This is a genomic window from Butyrivibrio sp. VCD2006, from assembly GCF_000423925.1.
Classification (GTDB): Bacteria; Bacillota; Clostridia; order Lachnospirales; family Lachnospiraceae; genus Butyrivibrio.
The window spans coordinates 16,959-35,626 of sequence record NZ_AUIX01000026.1 but is presented as its reverse complement, the minus strand read 5'-3'; the positions used below and the strand labels follow the sequence as shown (position 1 = coordinate 35,626).

3 protein-coding genes and 1 pseudogene are annotated in these 18,668 nt (G+C 47.3%); all 4 read left to right on the top strand.

Annotation, left to right across the window (positions count from 1 at the left end):
- Nucleotides 1–49: 49 nt before the first annotated feature.
- Nucleotides 50–2,299 (top strand): transporter substrate-binding domain-containing protein, encoded by a 2,250-nt coding sequence (locus tag G586_RS0111245; RefSeq protein WP_026527836.1) that lies wholly within the window; start codon nucleotides 50–52, stop codon nucleotides 2,297–2,299.
- Nucleotides 2,286–3,002 (top strand): annotated as a pseudogene (locus G586_RS0111240) (amino acid ABC transporter ATP-binding protein); the annotation flags it as partial. The gene G586_RS0111245 and the pseudogene G586_RS0111240, both read left to right, overlap by 14 nt.
- A 409-nt stretch (nucleotides 3,003–3,411) precedes the next feature.
- The gene (locus tag G586_RS0111235) at nucleotides 3,412–5,184 is read left to right on the top strand and encodes an MATE family efflux transporter (protein WP_026527834.1); all 1,773 of its coding nucleotides are present in this window, start codon (nucleotides 3,412–3,414) and stop codon (nucleotides 5,182–5,184) included.
- A 26-nt stretch (nucleotides 5,185–5,210) separates the two neighbouring features.
- Nucleotides 5,211–18,629, top strand: coding sequence for a non-ribosomal peptide synthetase (locus G586_RS0111230; protein ID WP_026527833.1), 13,419 nt, complete (start codon nucleotides 5,211–5,213; stop codon nucleotides 18,627–18,629).
- The last annotated feature ends 39 nt before the right edge of the window (nucleotides 18,630–18,668 follow it).

Genomic DNA, 18,668 nt, shown 5'->3' with positions numbered 1-18,668 from the left:
TAATTTCTTGTGACAGTAATACTGGTTAGGAAAGGAAAGCGCATATTCAATGAAGAGATTTTTTATAGCTTTCATGATATTGCTTCTGACGCTATGCATTCCCGGCAGGATTGTAAACGCGGAGGATAAAGAGGCGATTACATCAAAAGAGCAGCTAAATAAACCCGGGAAAAAGGTAGGTGTAGGCGTTGGCTCAGCAGCGGTTCTTATTGTGGAAAAAGAGCTACCTGAGGCAGAAATCTTATATTTTGAGCTTAATGAAGGGCTTCAGGCGGTGGAACAGGGGAAACTGGACGCCTATATCTATGACCGTCGCCAAATGAGGCTGGCTTTGGAGACCAGTGAAAAAAACTTAGAACTGCTTAGTCAGAACATGGATGAAAAGACTAAGATCGCAGTAGGAATATCACCTGTTAGCAAGATTGAAGATTTAGAGAATAAGCTTAATGAGTTTATTGATATTTGCCACGAGGATGGCACACTTGATGAAATGTTCAACAGGTGGGTAGTGGAAAATGATTTTGATATGCCGGATATTCCCGAGGCGCAAAATCCTGAGACTAAGCTGATTGTCGGTACCAGCGGTATAGTTATGCCGTATAGCTACTACCAGGGAGATGAGCTATATGGTTATGATATTGAGCTCGCCAGGCGTTTTGCCCGGTATATCGGTGCTGATGTGGAATTTAAAGTATATGATTACAATTCAATTATCAATGCGGCAGCTTCGGGAGATGTTGACTGCATAATGGCCAATCTTGATGTTACCCCTGAGCGTGCCGAGGCACTTGCTTTTTCTAAAGCGCTATACACGGAAGAAATTGGAATCGCAGTAAAAAGCTCGGGCGAGGGTCCGGAGTTTAAGACATTTTCGGATCTTAGCGGAAAAACAGTTTCGATGCTCACGGGTGCTCCCTTTGAGGAACTCGTACTTAGTCACTCACCGGATGTTGCAGAGTTTACTTTTTTTAATAATACGCCGGATATGCTGCTTGCTCTAAAGCAGGGGAAAACTGATGCAATACTGCAGAATAATGCAATTGCAACGCTTGCGGTGAATCGTGATGCGGAACTGGCGCATTTTCCGGAGGCTCTGAAAGAAAGTACCTTTGGTATTGCGTTTTGCAAGGATGACGAAAGTTATGACACTTGGCAGCAGGCCTATGATGCCATCCCGAAGGAAACTATTGATGAATTATGGGAAAAATGGACCGGATCTGATGATGATAAAAAAGAGCCCATCCCGCAGGACTGGCCGGGAGAGGGTGGCACTATTAAGGTGGCGGCCTGTGACAGCTTAGAGCCTATGAGCTATTTGGGAAATGGTGGAAATGTCATGGGATTCGATGCTGATATAGTTCTTCTTATGGCTAAGGAGATGGACGTCAAAGTCGAGTTTGTACCTATGGAGTTTGCTGCAATTCTGTCTTATGTCCAGTCAGGTAAGGCTCTGATGGGAATAGGATCAATCATAGTCACCGACGAGAGAAGAGAAGCGGTAAACTTTGTCGAATACTATCCTGCAGCATTTGTGCTGATAGTAAGGAGAGTTAATACAGAAGACGGTGCCACATCTTTCTGGAATGATGTAAAAGTGAGCTTCGAGAAAACTTTCATAAGGGAAGGCAGATGGAAGCTTTTCGTAAGAGGTGTGGTGACAACACTGATCATCACAGTGATGTCGGTAATTTTTGGGACAGCGCTGGGATTTTTGGTTTTCATGCTCTGCAGAAATGATAATAGGATAGCAAATTTTATCACCGGGGCTGTCATGTGGCTTGTTCAGGGTATGCCCATGGTTGTTCTGCTGATGATACTCTACTATATAATTTTTGGAAAAGTATCCGTGGACGGAATAGTTGTTTCTATCATAGGATTTACTCTGACATTTGCTTCATCTGTTATCGGACTGCTTAGACTTGGCGTAGGAGCTGTTGATAAGGGCCAGTATGAAGCTGCATATTCTCTTGGCTATCCTGACTGGCGCATCTTTTTCAGGATAATCCTGCCTCAGGCTCTGCCACACGTGATGAATCCATATAAAAACGAGATTGTCAGTCTCATAAAAGCAACTGCTATAGTCGGGTATATTGCGGTGCAGGATCTGACCAAGATTGGAGATATTGTAAGGAGCCGCACATATGATGCATTTTTCCCGCTTATTGCAATAGCTGTCATATATTTTATGCTGGAGGGACTATTAGGGTTTATCATCAGCAGGATAGATTTAAGGATAGATTACAGGAAACGGAAATCTCCGAGAATACTTAAGGGGGTACGACTAAATGATAAGGATTGAGAATCTGAAAAAAGAATACCCCAATGCGATACCGCTTGAAAATGTTAATGTGACGATAAATAACGGAGATGTTATTTCTGTAATAGGACCTTCGGGAACCGGTAAGAGCACACTGATCCGTTGTATCAATCTATTAGAAAAGCCCACATCCGGCAGGATTTTTCTCGATGATACAGAGATAACAGATCCCGGCTGTAACCTTCAGGAAGTCCATAAAAAAATGGGAATGGTATTCCAGTCCTTTAACCTGTTCGGACATATGACTGTGGTGGAGAACATCATGGCTCCTGCGATGGACATCCTGGGAAAAGGAGCGCAGGAGGCATATGATGAGGCGATGCGACTACTAAGAACAGTCGGCCTCTATGACAAAGCGCTATCCTGGCCCGATGAACTCTCCGGCGGGCAAAAGCAGAGAGTAGCAATAGCCAGAACCCTTGCAATGAACCCTGACGTGATTCTCCTTGATGAGCCCACGAGCGCACTTGACCCAACCATGGTCGGCGAGGTTCAGGCTGTTATAAGAGACCTTGCTTCTTCGGGAAAAACGATGATGATCGTGACTCATGAAATGTCCTTTGCAAGAGCCATAAGCAACAGAATATTCTTTATGGATGAGGGCGGAATCTACGAGGAAGGCACTCCCGAGGAAATTTTTGATAATCCTAAAAAGGAGAAGACCAGACGATTCGTAAAGCGTCTTAAGGTAATTGAGATTGACATTGATAGTAAGACCTACGACTATCTCGGAACCCAGAGCCTTATAGAGGATTATTGTGTGAAGAATCAGGTGCCCTATAAACTGGCAAAGCAGATACATCTTGCATTCGAAGAGGCTGTGCACCAGTGCATTGTAAACACCATGGATAAGCCCATGGTGCATCTTTCTATCGAATATTCAGAGGAAAAAGAGAATGCTGCATTTGTCCTTTGGTATGGCGGAGAGCAGTATGATCTTTTTGAGGATGGAGATGAAATTTCGGTTTCGATACTTAAAAAGATTGTCAGGGATGAGAAATATTCGCGGGATGATAATAAAGAACTGGGGAATAATGTAGTGTTTTGTATTGGGTGAAGGTAGTGTCAAGATTAGTAAAGGCAGGTGTGAAGATATGGAGAGTCGGAACAGTTACCTGATCAACAGAAGTCTGAGAAAATTTCTTACCGCATCTATAGCCACAATGGCTGTCATGAGTATTAATGGTGTGGTTGACAGTATCCTTATGGGACAACTGATCGGCCCGCAGGCTGTTGCTGCGATACAGAATGTAGTGCCGGTTTTGGGACTTATTTCCGCCATAACGTTTCTACTTTCTGCCGGGGCAGCGATCATAACGGCGAAAGCGCTGGGCAGCCGGGATTTCGATGAGGCGGCTAGCTCCATGACCGTTTCTATTTCCTCCTGCCTGGCTTTCGGTCTTATAATATCCCTTCTTTCCGGAGTACTATCGCCTGGGATCAGTTCCCTGCTCTGCCAGGACATGACATTATACGACAATACTTATAAATATCTGTTTGTCATTATGGCAGGTTCTTTTTTGCTGTTTCTGTTTAACGGCATGTCAATACTCATTGAGACCATAGGTTATCCAAGGCTTGTTTCTTTTGCCACTATTTCCACCGTAATCGTAAATTTAATCTGCGACATATTGTACGTAAAGGTTTTATCACTGGATATTTCCGGAGCGGCTTTCGCGACCCTGACAGGTTCTCTGATCGGAGTGGCAGTGCTGTTTGTTTTTCTTTTCCGGGAGAGAAAGGCTCTTGGAATAAGAGCGTATTTTACGGGCTTTGCCGGCATGATGGGAAGAAATGTGATGATGGGGATTCCAACCTTTTTCGGAAGTACTGCCCTTACATTGATGATATTTATTTGTAATTATTTTATTCAGTCTGTTCATGGGGCAGCTGGAGTTTTTGTCATGTCCATTGGCAATGCCATGATATCATTCGGACAGATGATATCAGGAGGAGTACAGGGAGCTTTTCTGGGAATAGGAGGCATGCTTGCAGCTCAAAGTGATTACGATGGCCTCAGACGGCTGCTGAAAAGAGGCCTTGTAATTTCCTGTGGATTTGCGACGCTTAGCGTCCTTGTCGTTTTATTCGTTTCAGGCGCTCTTGCGGCTCTTTTTGGGGCTACGGATCCCTCAGTGATAAGCCTGACCCGTCAGGGACTTCCGCTTATCGCCTGCCTTAATTTTTCTCTGAGCGTGGTACTTCCCCTGATGATCATGTACCAGATAAATGATCACTCTGTTATTTCCACACTGTCTGCGCTATCTCTGCTTTTTAGTCTTGGCATTGGTTTTCTTCTGGCAAAATACCTGATCGGTAATATCTGGGTGGCATTTCCAACAGGAAGCGGCATTTCCATCGCATTTGTATTGATTTGCTCCATACCCGCGAGGATTAGGGCAGGAGGAAATGTAGGGCGGATTCATCTGATACCGAAGCCCCTTGATGACACCATGAGATTTGATGTTTCAGTACCCTGTGACAGGAAGCATGTCGGGGAAGCGGTGAATAAGGTAGGTGATTTCCTTTCCGGTAAGACCGCACATGAAAAGGAAATGGACATTTCCCACTGCATAGAAGAACTATTGCTCAATTATGTTGAGCATAGCGGAAGACCGGAGAACGCATATATGGATATCAGCCTGATTAGTGACCGTGATGGGATTACCCTCTTTGTTAAAGATGACGGTATACCCTTTGATCCGGTCCATGTGGCCAATGAGGACGCAAAGGCGGGCTTAAAGATCATGAAAGAGTTTATGAATGATGCTTCCTACAGCTATTCATTCGGGCAGAATATGGTAATTATGAAATGGAAGGAGACGCAAAATAGCGCTTCTACGACTTCCGATGAGTCTGGCATCTGAAAGGTGCTTTCAAGGAGGAAAAGTAAATGATCGAGCTTTTCAAAAATATTCAAAGTCATGTCTTGAACACTCCTGAGAAGATAATTCTTTCATCAATGGGAGATGGAAAGAATATCACCTACCGTGAATTGGATCTGCTCTCAGGAAAGGTTTACCGTTATCTGAAGGATCATGGAATTGGACGGGAAGATTTCGTGAATATCATACTTCCCAGAAGTGTGGAGCCTTTTATTGCCATGCTTGGAGTATGGAAGGCAGGGGCCGCTTTTGTTCTGCTGGAGCAGGATTACCCGGCGGAGCGTATAGCGTTTATCCGTAAGGACTGCGGGTGCAAACTGGTACTTGATAGCAGAGTCTGGGAGGAAATCCTTCAGTGTGAATACCTTCCGGGCTTTGCCGATGTGGATGATCATGATGCCGCCTTTGCGGTTTATACCTCCGGAACAACAGGCAATCCAAAAGGCGTACTTCATGAGTACGGGAACCTTGACATGATTGCACAGAGCATGTATGAAAACGGCGAGAGTCTGATGAAAATTGTTGAAAACTTTGCGCTGATAGCACCTCTTTATTTCGTTGCTGTGGTCATTTGCTATATATGCTTAATAGATGTTGGCGGCAGACTCAGTGTCGTTCCCTTCAGCATTACCAAGAATCCGCCGGCTTTATTAAAGGTTTTCGTGGAAAATAGGGTTAATGCTCTTTTTTGTGCCCCGTCTATCTTACATCTCATGCGAAAAATACCAAAAGTCAAAAGGATTTTTGTGGGATCTGAACCGGCAAATGGTATTTGGTCCGATGATCCCGGATTAAGCATAATAAACGCTTATGCTATGAGTGAGACCGCGTTTTGTATCACTATGGGACATCTGGACAAGCCTAACGAGATCGCACCGGTAGGAAAACCTTTGACAAACCTGAAGATTACGCTGCGGGATGAGGAAGGAAAGCCGGTGCCGGAAGGTAAAGCGGGAGAGCTCTGTGTCGAGAATCCGTTTGTCCGCGGATACATAAACCGACAGGAGGAAACTGCCAAGGCTTTCGTGAATGGAGAATTCCATACCAGGGATTTAGCCCGTATGCTGCCGGATGGCCAGTATGAGATCATCGGACGCATAGATGACATGATTAAGATAAACGGCAACCGTGTGGAACCGGCGGAGGTCGAGGCAGCGGTAAAGCGTGTGTCAGGTTTGGAGCGGGTGGTAGCAGCAGGCTTCGGAGAAGGCTCGGATACCTTTATCTGCTGCTATTATGCGGATCCGGTGGAACTCAATACTGAAGAACTCAGGGAGAAGCTTGAAAGTGTCCTGCCCTACTACATGATACCGTCGCGCTTTGTACACCTGGATGATCTGCCTCGTACGGCAACCGGAAAGGTCAGCCGTCGTCTTCTACCTAAGCCTGTAGCTGAATCGGCAGAGTATGTCGCACCGGCAAATGACATGGAGCGTGCCATGTGTGATGCCATGGCTCGCGCGCTTGGAATAGAGCGCTTTGGAGCCGAGGATGATTTCTATGCTTTGGGAGGTAATTCCATTAATTCCATTGAGGTCGTGGGCACATGCGGCCTTCCCGGGCTTAGCATCAATCAGATTTTCCGTGGGAGAACTCCGAAGAAAACAGTGAAATACTATCTGGAGGAGCTGTCTTTGGAAAAAGAGGCGGAAGGGGATAGCAAGAATCTGGCACGTCCTTGTCCACTGACCCAGTCCCAGCTCGGAATTTTCCTTGAATGCGAAAGGAGGGAAGGGGAAGCTGTCTATAATAATCCATTGCTTTTCAGCCTGCCATGTGATACGGATCCGGAGCTTATGAAAGCTGCGGTCGAAAAGATGGTGCGGGCTCATCCGGGGCTCTTTGCCGGGATCGTATCAGATGAGCATGGCATGCCAGCCATGCAGTATCAGAGCGCTTTCGCGGAGCAGGAGATATGCATCCGTGAACAGATGACCGGAGAGGAATTCGAGAAGATAAAGAAATCTCTGGTGCAGCCCTTTGATATAAAGAACGAGCGCCTGTTCCGCATCAGGCTGATCGGGACAAAAGAGGTACAGTATCTCTTTATGGATTTTCATCACCTTGTCTTTGACGGAACCTCCATGCAGATTCTGGCAGCAGATCTGGAAAAAGCTCTGAACGGGGAAAACATCTCTCCGGAGAGCTGGACTGCCTATGATGCTGCCATGGCCGAACAGGGCGCAAGACAGAACATGGAAGCATGGAATAATGCAAAGGAGTGGAACTTAAAGCAGTTTGGTGATGCTGATCCCACATCGATTCCGGAGGGCGATCGGACGGGAAGCGGGATGACATATGGGGATCAGTCATTTACATTGGATATTTCCTATGGAGAACTGAAGGCTTTCTGTGAGAAGCAGATGACGACTGAAAATGTGCTCACTACGGCAGCTTTCGGTTATCTCCTGTCAGCATACACTCTTAAGAAGGATGTTCTGTTTACTACAGTCTATAACGGCCGACGTGATCCTCGCTGCCACAGGACAGTATCGATGTTTGTTACGACCCTGCCTGTGCTTTGCCACAGGGCCGTGGATATGACTGTTGCGGAGTACATCTCTGCTCTTAAAGAGCAGCTTCTTGGCTCCATGGCCAACGACCTTTATTCCTTCGCGGAACTCTCTGCGGATACAGGCATCACTAGCGATGTACAGTTTGTCTGGCAGGCGGATATGCTTTCTCTTCCAAAGGGGAGCACTTTAAAGCTAAAGCGTGAGACGCTGCCCTTCATCGCAACGGGAGATGCGCTTTCCGCACAGCTTTTCCCGGAAGAGGATAAGCTTGTCTTTCAGGTACAGTATCATGCGGACCGATACAGTGAAGAATATATAGCGCGGTTTGCCGGATGCATGAATCAGGTGCTGAAGGACATGATGGTAAAGAATAAGCTTTCGGATATCAGTCTTATTTCCGATGAGGAGCGCAAAGAGATTCTTACGCTTTCAAAGGGAGAGGAACTGCACTATGATGCCGGGCAGACCTGGCTTGATCTCTTCTTTGCAAGTGTCAATAAAGTACCGGAAAAGACGGCGGTATCGGACAGTAAAGGAAGCTATACCTACGATGAACTGAATAGTGCATCAGACCGGATTGCGGCTTTTCTGCATGAAAATGGAGTAGAGGAAAACAGCTGCGTAGCCGTAAGGATGGACCGTGTGAAGGAGTTTGCCGCAGCGGTGATAGGCATCCACAAAGCAGGGGCAGCCTATCTGCCCATAGATCTGGATTATCCTCAGGAGAGGGTAAACTATATGCTTTCAGATTCCGGGGCAAAGCTTTTACTCACAGAAGATACAGTTGCGGACATACTATCCGCTGAACCGGATAAGATTGCTGCGGCTGCAGAAGATGGGCAGGTGCTGATATACAGGGTGGACATAAGCCCGGAGCATCTGGCCTATATGATCTATACCTCCGGATCTACCGGGAAACCCAAGGGCGTCATGATACAGCATAAGGCCCTCCATAATTTTGTGCAGTTTATCCGTAACAGGTGGGGGCTTAGTGAAAAGAGTCGCATCGCCCTTCACTCGAATTTTGCCTTCGATGCGGCGGTGGAGGACCTTTTCCCTCCGCTGAGTGTGGGAGGAACAGTATGCATCGTACCGGAGAGCGCAAGGCGGGATCCTGTGGAAATGCGGGGATTCATGAAGAAATACAGTGTGAATGGAGGTTCCTGTTCCACTCAGTTCGGCCAGCTGCTGGCAGCAGATGAGCCTCTCGATATGGATTACTTCTGTGTTGGCGGAGAGGCGATGACCACTGTGCCGAAGGCGAGAGGACCGGTTTACAATGCTTATGGTCCTACGGAGTTTACTGTAGATGCCACTTATTATGAAATAGATAAGACAAGGGATTACAGGACGATACCCATTGGACGTCCTGTCCATAACTGTTTTGCATATATTATGGATCCAAACGGAGGGTTGCTTCCGAGGGGATTTACGGGTGAGCTGTGCCTTGCCGGCCCCCAGATGGCTCTTGGATACCGGAATCAGCCAGAACTTACGGAGGAGAAGTTTACCCTGGCGGACTTTGGGGGAGAAAAAGTCAGGATCTATCACACGGGAGACCTGGCCAGATACAACGAGGAAGGCGACCTGGAATACCTGGGACGCATTGATACCCAGGTGAAACTCAGGGGCTTCAGAATCGAGCTCGGAGAGATCGAAAGCACCGCGGCCGGATACGAAGGAATTGCGCTTGCGGCGGCGGAGGTGAAGAAGGACCAGTTGATACTTTATTATTCCTGTAAAGAGAGTGCCGGCAGACAGGGTGTGGATGAGGATGCCTTGAGGGATTACCTTGCGGGCAGTCTCGCGGATTACATGCTGCCTTCTGTTTTCATGCAGCTTGATGAGATGCCACTGACACTAAACGGTAAGATAGACAGAAAAGCCCTTCCCGAACCATCGGTTTTGCGGACGGGTGATTATGTAGAACCTCAGGGAGAAACGGAGTGCTCAATTGTTGAGGCAATGAAGCAGGTGCTTGGAATGGATGAGGCTCCCGGGGCATTAGACAGTTTCTTTGATCTGGGAGGAGATTCCATCAGGGCGATACGCCTGGTAAGTCTCCTTCGTGAAAAGGGGTGCCGGGTTTCTGTGGCGGATATCATGAAGCAGAAAACGGTCAGAGGGATTGCCTGCTGCGCTGAAAGCGCCGGTACCGCCGAGGTCAGCCAGGAACCTTTTGAAGGAGCCGTTCCTGACAGTGCCATTGTGGCCTTTTTCAAAGATATGAAGCTGCCCTGTCCCGGTCATTACAACCAGACAAGGCTCCTTGAGATGTCCAATCGCGCAGGGAGAGATAATCTTCAGAAGGCGTGGGACGCACTGGTTTACCAGCATGACATGCTGAGGGCTGTGTTTAAGGATGAGACACTTTTCGTCCGTAGCGCGGATACGACGATAGAGGTAGAAGAATATACTGTTCAGTCTGATAACAGCAAGAGTGCCGCGGAAAATACGGAGGCTGTGACTGAAATCTGCAAAACGATACAGACAAAGATTAACATGGACAAGGCCCTTATGAGGATAGCCCTTATCCACGGAATTTCTCACGATTATCTGTATATTGCGATCCATCACCTCGTGATCGATGGCGTATCCTGGAGGATCATCCTTTCAGATCTGGAAACTGCTTACGGACAGGTACTGCAGGGGGAGGAGATACGCCTTCCTCACAAAACCAATACCTACAATGATTATGCAAAGGCCCTTTCGCGCTTCCGTGACAGCTACATCCTGAGCCTGGAGATACCTTACTGGAAGGACGTGCAAAAGAAACTCGCTGATCTTGGAACGGCTGACGGAAAGGATTATAAACGGAGCTTTGAGCGGTTAGCCTTGACCTTAGACGAACAGAACACTTACAGCTTCCTTCATGCGGACTTTGGGAAGCTGAATACAGATATCAACGATGCCCTGCTCACGGCTGTCTGCAGGAGTTTTCATGATGTGACGGGAAATAACAGAATCTCCGTGCAGCTTGAAGGACATGGAAGAGAGGAAATTGGTGAGAGACTCTCTACAGACAGGACGGTAGGCTGGTTCACATCAGAATATCCGGTTATAGTGGAAGGCCTTAATAAAGACCTTCGCCATGACTTTTTAACAGCCAAAGAAGCTCTTCACAGAGTTCCGAACAAAGGCTTTGGTTATAATGTACTGCGCTTCATAGACAGCGGAAAGTCTGGCAATAACGGTTCATCCACGGATCAGAAGGAGGAACTGGATAAGAACCTTACGGCCCAGATTGGCTTTAACTATCTTGGAGATATGGGCCTGGAAGAAACTGACGGAGCACGTTTCTTTACGGATACGGATATTCCTGTGGGAGATGATATCAGCCAGCTGAATACATATGGCCCCGATATCGCCATAAACTGCTATGTTCAGGGCGGGTGCTTTAACCTGTTTATGGACTTCAATAAGGAATTGTATGGAGAAGATGAGGTACACAGGTTCGCAGAGGGAATATTGTCTCAGATCAAAGAAATCACGAAATACCTGTCTTCTGATATCGCTACGGTGGTGACGGCAACAGATCTTGGTGAAACACAATGGAGTGAAGATGAATTTGAAGCCGTGATGGCGGACTTTGCCTCCCGTGGAGAAACATTGGAGAGAATATATCCTCTGCTCCCCATGCAGGAGGGCATGCTGCTTAAGCATGTGTCCGAGCCGAAATCGCATGCGTACCGGCTCGTGGATATTTTTGAAGTGGATGGGAACCCTACGGAAGAGATGCTGAGAAGGGCTCTTGACAGACTTGGCAGGAAGCATGAAGTTTTGCGTACAGCTATAATCCACGAAGGGGTTACAATACCCAGACAGGCTATTGTTGACAGAAAACTCGGACTCCGAATGATTGATTTTTCCACAGACGCCTATGCAGGAGAAGCCGGTTCAAAAGAAGCTGATGAAATAGAAGCTGTCATGAAGATAAGGGAAGATATATTGCAGAATGGCTTTGACCTCCAGAGAAAGCCTTTATTCAGCGTGTCCTGCGTGAAAGCGAGTGAAGGTCGCTCCTATCTGATCACAGCGGTACATCACAGTATAGTTGACGGTTGGTGTACAGGCCTTTATATGGGTACCTTTGTACGGTATCTCAGGGAAGAACTAGAGGGCAGCGGACTGACAGGGGCTGTGTCAAAGGCTACAGGCTGTTTGGGAGAAGCAGCCGCAGATGCCGAAACACAGGAAGCAGGTAGGTACGAAGCCGCGGTACGCGAGATCCTGAAAAAGGATATGTATGCCGGTCTGGATTACTGGAGAGAGCTTCTGGACGGTTATGAAACCAGGGCGGCTGTTCCTTCTTACGGCAAAGTGCCGGAGGACAAGAGAAGCAAAGAGGATGATGTTTTTATCGCCATAAGCCGGGAGGTGACGTCCTGCTTTGAACAGGCCTGCCGCGAGGCGGGGGCAACCATCAATACCGGCGTGGAGCTGGCCTGGGGCATGGTACTTGGCACCTGCAGCCGGCAGAATGACGTTGTATTTGCCAGAGTTGTTTCGGGACGTGACAACACCGTGGTAAAGACGGAGGATGTGGTCGGACTCTTTATCAATTCCGTGCCTGTCAGAATCAGAATCGATAAAGATACCACCGCTGCAGCTGCCCTGAAGGAGCTGCAGGAGCAGGCTGCAAAGAGTAATGCTTATGATTACTGCGCACTTTCGGAAATACAGAAGCAGTCATATCTGGGAAATGACCTGCTCCAGACGGTTTTTGCTTTTGAGAATTACAATAGTGGCGCAAAGGAAACAGTTTCGGATAATCTTCTAAAGCCCGTATACATCCGGGAAGAGAACTTTTCCGAGATATCTCCTTTCGCATACCTGGAAGACGGAAAGCTGGTTCTGCACATAAAATTTGATACAGACCTTTACAGGAAAACGGAGATTGAAAGGGTACTTGCTTTATTCAAAACCTATGTGGAAGAGATTTCAGCAAATCCTGAGGAAGAGATCCATACATTCCGACATCTGGACAGAGATGAACAGGAGAAGGTGATAAAGCTTTCCCAGGGTGAGACGCTACCATATGATGCAGGGAAGACCTGGCTTGACCATTTCCATCTGCATGTCATGGAAAAACCGGATAAGAAAGCTGTCATAGACAATAGTGGAAGCTATACTTATTCAGAACTGGATAAAGCTTCTGATGCTGTCGCTTCGTACCTGATTGCAATGGGAGTGGAGGAGAACTGTTTTGTTGCCGTGAAAATGGGTCATGTGAAGGAATTTGTCCCGGCCATCATCGGTATACAGAAAGCCGGAGCAGCCTATGTGCCTGTGGATCCGGAATATCCAAAGGACAGGATTGACTATATGCTGGAGGATTCTGAAGCAAAGGTTGTCCTGACAGAAGAATCGCTAGAAGACATCATTGCAAAATATCAGGATGTGGAATCGATAAACCGTGCCACGCCTGCTCACAGGGCGTACATGATCTATACATCGGGATCTACGGGAAGACCCAAGGGCGTGGTGCAGAGTCACCGCTCACTTTGCGCATTTGCCACATGGAGGCAGCATGTGCTTCATATCGGGCAAGACAGCATCCATGCCCTGCATCCAAGCTTTTCCTTTGATGCCTCGCTGGATGATCTGATCTGTCCGCTCTTTGCCGGAGGAGAGGTGCATATTTTCTCCGATGAGCTGCGTAAGGATATGACAGGGATGGCGGAGTACATCCGTGAGCATCATATAAGTGGCCTTACCATGTCTACCCAGATCGGCATGGCCATGGTGAACCAGTATCCGGACCTGGCGCTTCGGTTCATAATGATGGGCGGGGAGAAGATGCTGCCCTGCGCAAAGACGGGAATCAGACTTATTAACGGTTATGGACCGACGGAATTTACCGTATGCTCCTCACTTCATGTGGTGGATCAAAATAAGGATACGGATATTCCCATTGGCCGGCCCGTACCCAACACCTGGTCCTTCATCTGCGATGCATACGGAAAGCTGATGCCGCAGGGAATGGAGGGAGAACTGTGCCTTGCCGGACCTCAGGTGGCAGAGGGCTACTGGAAGAAAAAAGAGCTTACTGAAGAAAAATTCGTACCATGTACATTTGTTGATGGCGTGGAAATGAAAATGTACCGTACCGGTGATCTGGTAAGGTATAACGAGGAGGGAGATCTGGAATTCCTCGGACGAATCGATACCCAGGTGAAGCTGCGTGGTTTCCGCATCGAACCGGGTGAGATCGAAGCAGCAGCCAGTCATTATAAAGGAATCGCTCAGGTGGCTGCCCTGGTATGTGATGACCATTTGGTACTCTACTATACCGGTGACGGACAGATCGATCAGGAGGCTCTGCGCGGCTTCCTTGTCGATAGCCTGGCCGAATATATGGTTCCGGGTGCATATAAGCAGCTGGATGAGATGCCGATGACGCCAAATGGCAAAATAGATCGAAAGGCGCTGCAGAAAATCCCGGTTACTTCCGATGAACTTATAGTTCCTCCGGAAAATGAGACAGAGCAGAAGGTCAGTGATCTGGTGAAAGAGGTTCTTGCAGGCAGAGAGATTGGGGTTACCGCAGAGTTTCGTAAAGAAGGTCTGACTTCCCTTGCGGCTATGCGACTCAGCGCTATGATAGCAACGAAATTTGAGAAAGACTTTAAGATTTCCTATATAAATGAGTTTGGAACCATAAGAAAGATCGCGGAGTATCTAAACACTGACACAGAAGAGGAGCGCTTTGAGCAGCAGCAAAGCTATCCCATTACTACTGTTCAGCAGGGAATCTATGTGGAGTGCATGGCAAACTTCAATACGACGATATACAATACGCCTGTCTTACTAAAACTGGATGAGGAGGTAGATATATTCAGGTTAAAACAGGCCATTTCTGAAACTGTGGATGCCCATCCATACCTGAAGATGAGACTTTCCTTAGGTGATGAAGGCCGTATCGCTGCATGGCGGAGAGATGATTATAAACAGCAGGTATCCGAGGTGAATCTTGAAACTGTGGAGCATGGATTTGAAGGACTGGTAAGACCCTTTAATCTGACAGGTGACTGTCTGTTCCGGACTATGATCATACATGACGGGGAGGATCATTATCTTTTCCTCGATGGACATCATATTGTGATAGATGGTGAATCCATGCATATCTTTATGAGGGACTTAAACCGTGCATATGCCGGGGAGATTCTTACGAAAGAGAGATTCACTGGCTTTGAAGCTGCCCTTGTGGAGGATAAGCTTCGCCACAGCTCTCATTATGATCATGCAAAGGAATATTATGAAGGGCTGCTGGAAGGAATCGATACGGACTGCCTGCCTATATATGACAGGGATCTGGGAAAGACTAAGACAGGGCAGCTTACCATCGTTGCCCCCTTTGATTGGGACAGGCTGTCTGCCGTCGTAAAGGATGGAAGCGTGACGCTGAACGGATTGTGGAATGCTGCCTTCGGCCTTGCGCTTGTCAGGTTTTTATACAGGGAAGACTGTGTGTACACTACCGTATATAACGGAAGAAACGATACCCGCCTGAATGACAGTGTTGGTATGTTTGTCCATACGCTTCCCGTGGTCTGTCATGCGCAGAAAAATGAGAACGGCATGGAATTTGCCAGACGAATGAGTCTGCAGCTGTCAGATAGTATGTCAAATGACATTTTCTCCTTTGCCGAGATTTCAAAAGCTTTTCAGCTGAAGGCCGGTATCATCTTTGTCTATCAGGGAAGAATCGGTTCCGAACCGATGATTGGAGGGAAGAAGGCTGAAAGTATCATGCTTGACTTGAATGCCCTGAAAGCACCTCTGACGATCAATGTCCTGGAAAAAGAGGATGGTTTTAAGATCTTCAGCGAGTATGATTCACGGTATTACGAGGAATGGAGCGTAAGGGCGCTTCTTGGATTAACTGTAAGGATATTGGAGCAGCTTCTGGCGGACAGAAAAATAAGCGAAATATCCCTTGTCACCCCGGAAGAAAAGCAAGAACTGGATGCCTTTAACAGCACGGAAAAAGCTGTGGAGACTACGGATATTGTGACCCTATTCAGGAGAGCAGCCAACAGGTATCCGCACAGGCGAGCCGCGATTTTTAAGGAAAAGGCCCTTAGTTACCGGGAGCTTGACGAATTGACCGACCGCGTGGCAGCGCATCTCATGGAAAGGGGTATAGGAGTAGGAGATATAGTCGCCATTCTTATTCCAAGAAGTGAATACATGGCCATTACTGCGCTTGGTGTATTGAAGACAGGAGCGGCGTATCAGCCTCTGGATCCTGCTTATCCCACAGAGCGACTGAGAATCATGGTAGAGGACTCCAAAGCAAAAGCTCTGATAGAGGATGAGATGTTAAAGGACAGGCTCCCGGATTATAAAGGTGAAGTTCTGCTGATCAACGAGATTGGGGGACTTCCTGACAGAAAACCCGTGGAGATCCAGCCAGGGCCGGATGCTTTATTCATTCTTCTTTATACCTCCGGCACCACGGGCGTCCCGAAGGGTGTGATGCTGACACATGGAAATCTGGTGAACTTCTGCCAGTGGTACAGGGACTATTTCGAGCTTACCGAGGATTCTGCTGTTTCCGCATATGCGAGCTTTGGATTTGATGCGTGCATGATGGATATGTATCCCGCGCTGACAACGGGAGCTTCCGTCTGTATCGTCCCCGAGGATATGAGGCTGAATCTTCCCGAACTGGATGCCTATTTTGCTAAGAACCAGGTGACACACGCCTTTTTGACAACTCAGATGGCGAGGATGTTCGCGACAACCATGACGGGGACAAAAGTGAAGTACCTTATGGGTGGCGGCGAAAAGCTTGTTCCTTTTGCCCCGGAAGGAAGTTACAGATTCTACAACGGTTACGGCCCTACCGAATGCACCATATTTACTTCGATCTTTCCTGTGGAAGAAAATACTTTCCGTGTACCGATTGGGAAGCCTCTGGACAATTACAAGATCTATGTGGTCGGGAAGGACGGATACGAGCTTCCGGTCGGCGTTCCCGGTGAACTGTGGATAGCGGGATACGGGGTAGGAAAAGGTTACTTCAATAAACCTGAACTGACGGAAAAAGCGTTTATATCCAATCCCTTCTGTGATGCGCCGGGCTATGACCGTGTTTACTGCACAGGAGACATTGTGCGCAGGCTCCCGGATGGTTCGATAGATTTCATCGGGCGCAATGACGGGCAGGTGAAAATACGCGGATTCAGGATTGAGCTGAGTGAAGTGGAAAGCGTGATCCGGATGTACGAGGGGATAAAGGATGCCACTGTACAGGCCTTTGATAAACCTTCCGGCGGAAAATACATAGCTGCCTATTATGTGGCCGACCAGAAGATAGATGAGGACGATCTTGCGGAATTCATAAAGAACAGAAAACCGGAGTATATGGTTCCTTCGGAATTTGTACAGATTGATGCGATACCTTTAACACAGAATCAGAAGGTAAATAAAAAGATGCTACCTGTTCCTGAAATCCGGGATGAAAGTAAGGAATATGCGGAACCTGCAACCCCTCTTGAAAGAGAACTCTGTGATGAGTTTGCAAAGATACTGGGCATCAGCAGAGTCGGAGCTGAGGATGATTTCTTTGAGTCAGGTGGAAGCTCCATATTGGCTGCCAATTTGCTCACCTACGCAATGGGAAAAGGTTATAATATCGTATACGATGATATCTTCAATCATCCGACCCCGAGAAAGCTTGCAGCCGTAATCGAGGGCGTGGACACAAAGAAAACGACTGATGAGATATCAGGATACGACTACAGCAGAATTAACAGTTTAATAGCTGCTAATGCAATGGGTTGTATCGATGATATTTCAAGAGAACCTTTAGGTGATGTGGTTCTTACGGGTGCCACGGGATTCCTCGGTATACATATTCTGCAGCAGTTTCTGGAGAAATCTGAAGGAAGGATTACCTGCCTGATGCGAAAAGTCAGCTGGGATACGTTGGAGAACCATCTGAAATCCCTGCTAATGTATTATTTCGGCAACACTTATGAAGAACTGTTTGGTAACCGGATCTTTTGTCTGGAAGGAGATATTACCGACACGAAATCTCTTCTGGCGATTGATTCGGTAAAGGCTGACGTGATCATAAACTGTGCCGCCAATGTAAAGCATTTTGTAACTGACGATGTACTGGATAGGATTAATTTCCATGGAGTTGAAAACCTGATAGAGGTTTGTCTGAAGAATCACATGAGGCTTGTCCAGGTATCTACCCTGTCAGTCGGTGGCAGCACAAGGGTCGGGCAGAAAAACAGGCTGTACGAGAATGATCTCTATTTAGGGCAGCGTGTTGACAATGACTACATCCGTACCAAATTCCTTGCGGAGCGCTCCATTCTTGAGGCCAGGGTGGAGAGGGGGCTTGATGCCGTCATTTTAAGAGCAGGAAACCTTATGGGAAGATACACTGACGGTGAATTCCAGATCAACCTCTTAACAAATGCCTTTATGAGATCGCTTGCGGCTTTTAACCGCCTTGGCGCGTGCCCGGTTACTGCTCTTGCAGACACCGCTGAGTTTTCACCTATAGATGCAACGGCCTCCGCGATGTTGGCCCTTGCCGGTGTAAACAGTAAATTCAGCATTTTCAATGTCAACAACAATCATACGGTGACCAGAGGAGATATCATCTTCGCTTTGAACAAGCATGGTTTTAAAATTGACATCGTTACTGAGAAGGAGTTTGCAGAGATCGTACAGAAGGCTTTGGGGGATGATTCCTACAGCGAGTCGGTAATGACACTGATGGCTTATGAAGAAAAGGAGGACAACATAGTCCCGGTAGAAAGCGACAATTATTTTACAATCAATGCGCTTTACCGTCTTGGCTTCAAGTGGCCGATAGTCGATGATACCTACCTGGAAAAAGTGATATCTGCTGTGGAATCGCTGGAATTCTTTAAAAACCTGTGATCCTATCTGCACTTGAATATTCCGCTGTTTTAGACAGGA

Coding starts and splice junctions, on each gene's coding strand:
- G586_RS0111230 (WP_026527833.1), top strand. CDS start 5,211: ATGATCGAGCTTTTCAAAAATATTCAAAGTCATGTCTTGAACACTCCT.
- G586_RS0111235 (WP_026527834.1), top strand. CDS start 3,412: ATGGAGAGTCGGAACAGTTACCTGATCAACAGAAGTCTGAGAAAATTT.
- G586_RS0111245 (WP_026527836.1), top strand. CDS start 50: ATGAAGAGATTTTTTATAGCTTTCATGATATTGCTTCTGACGCTATGC.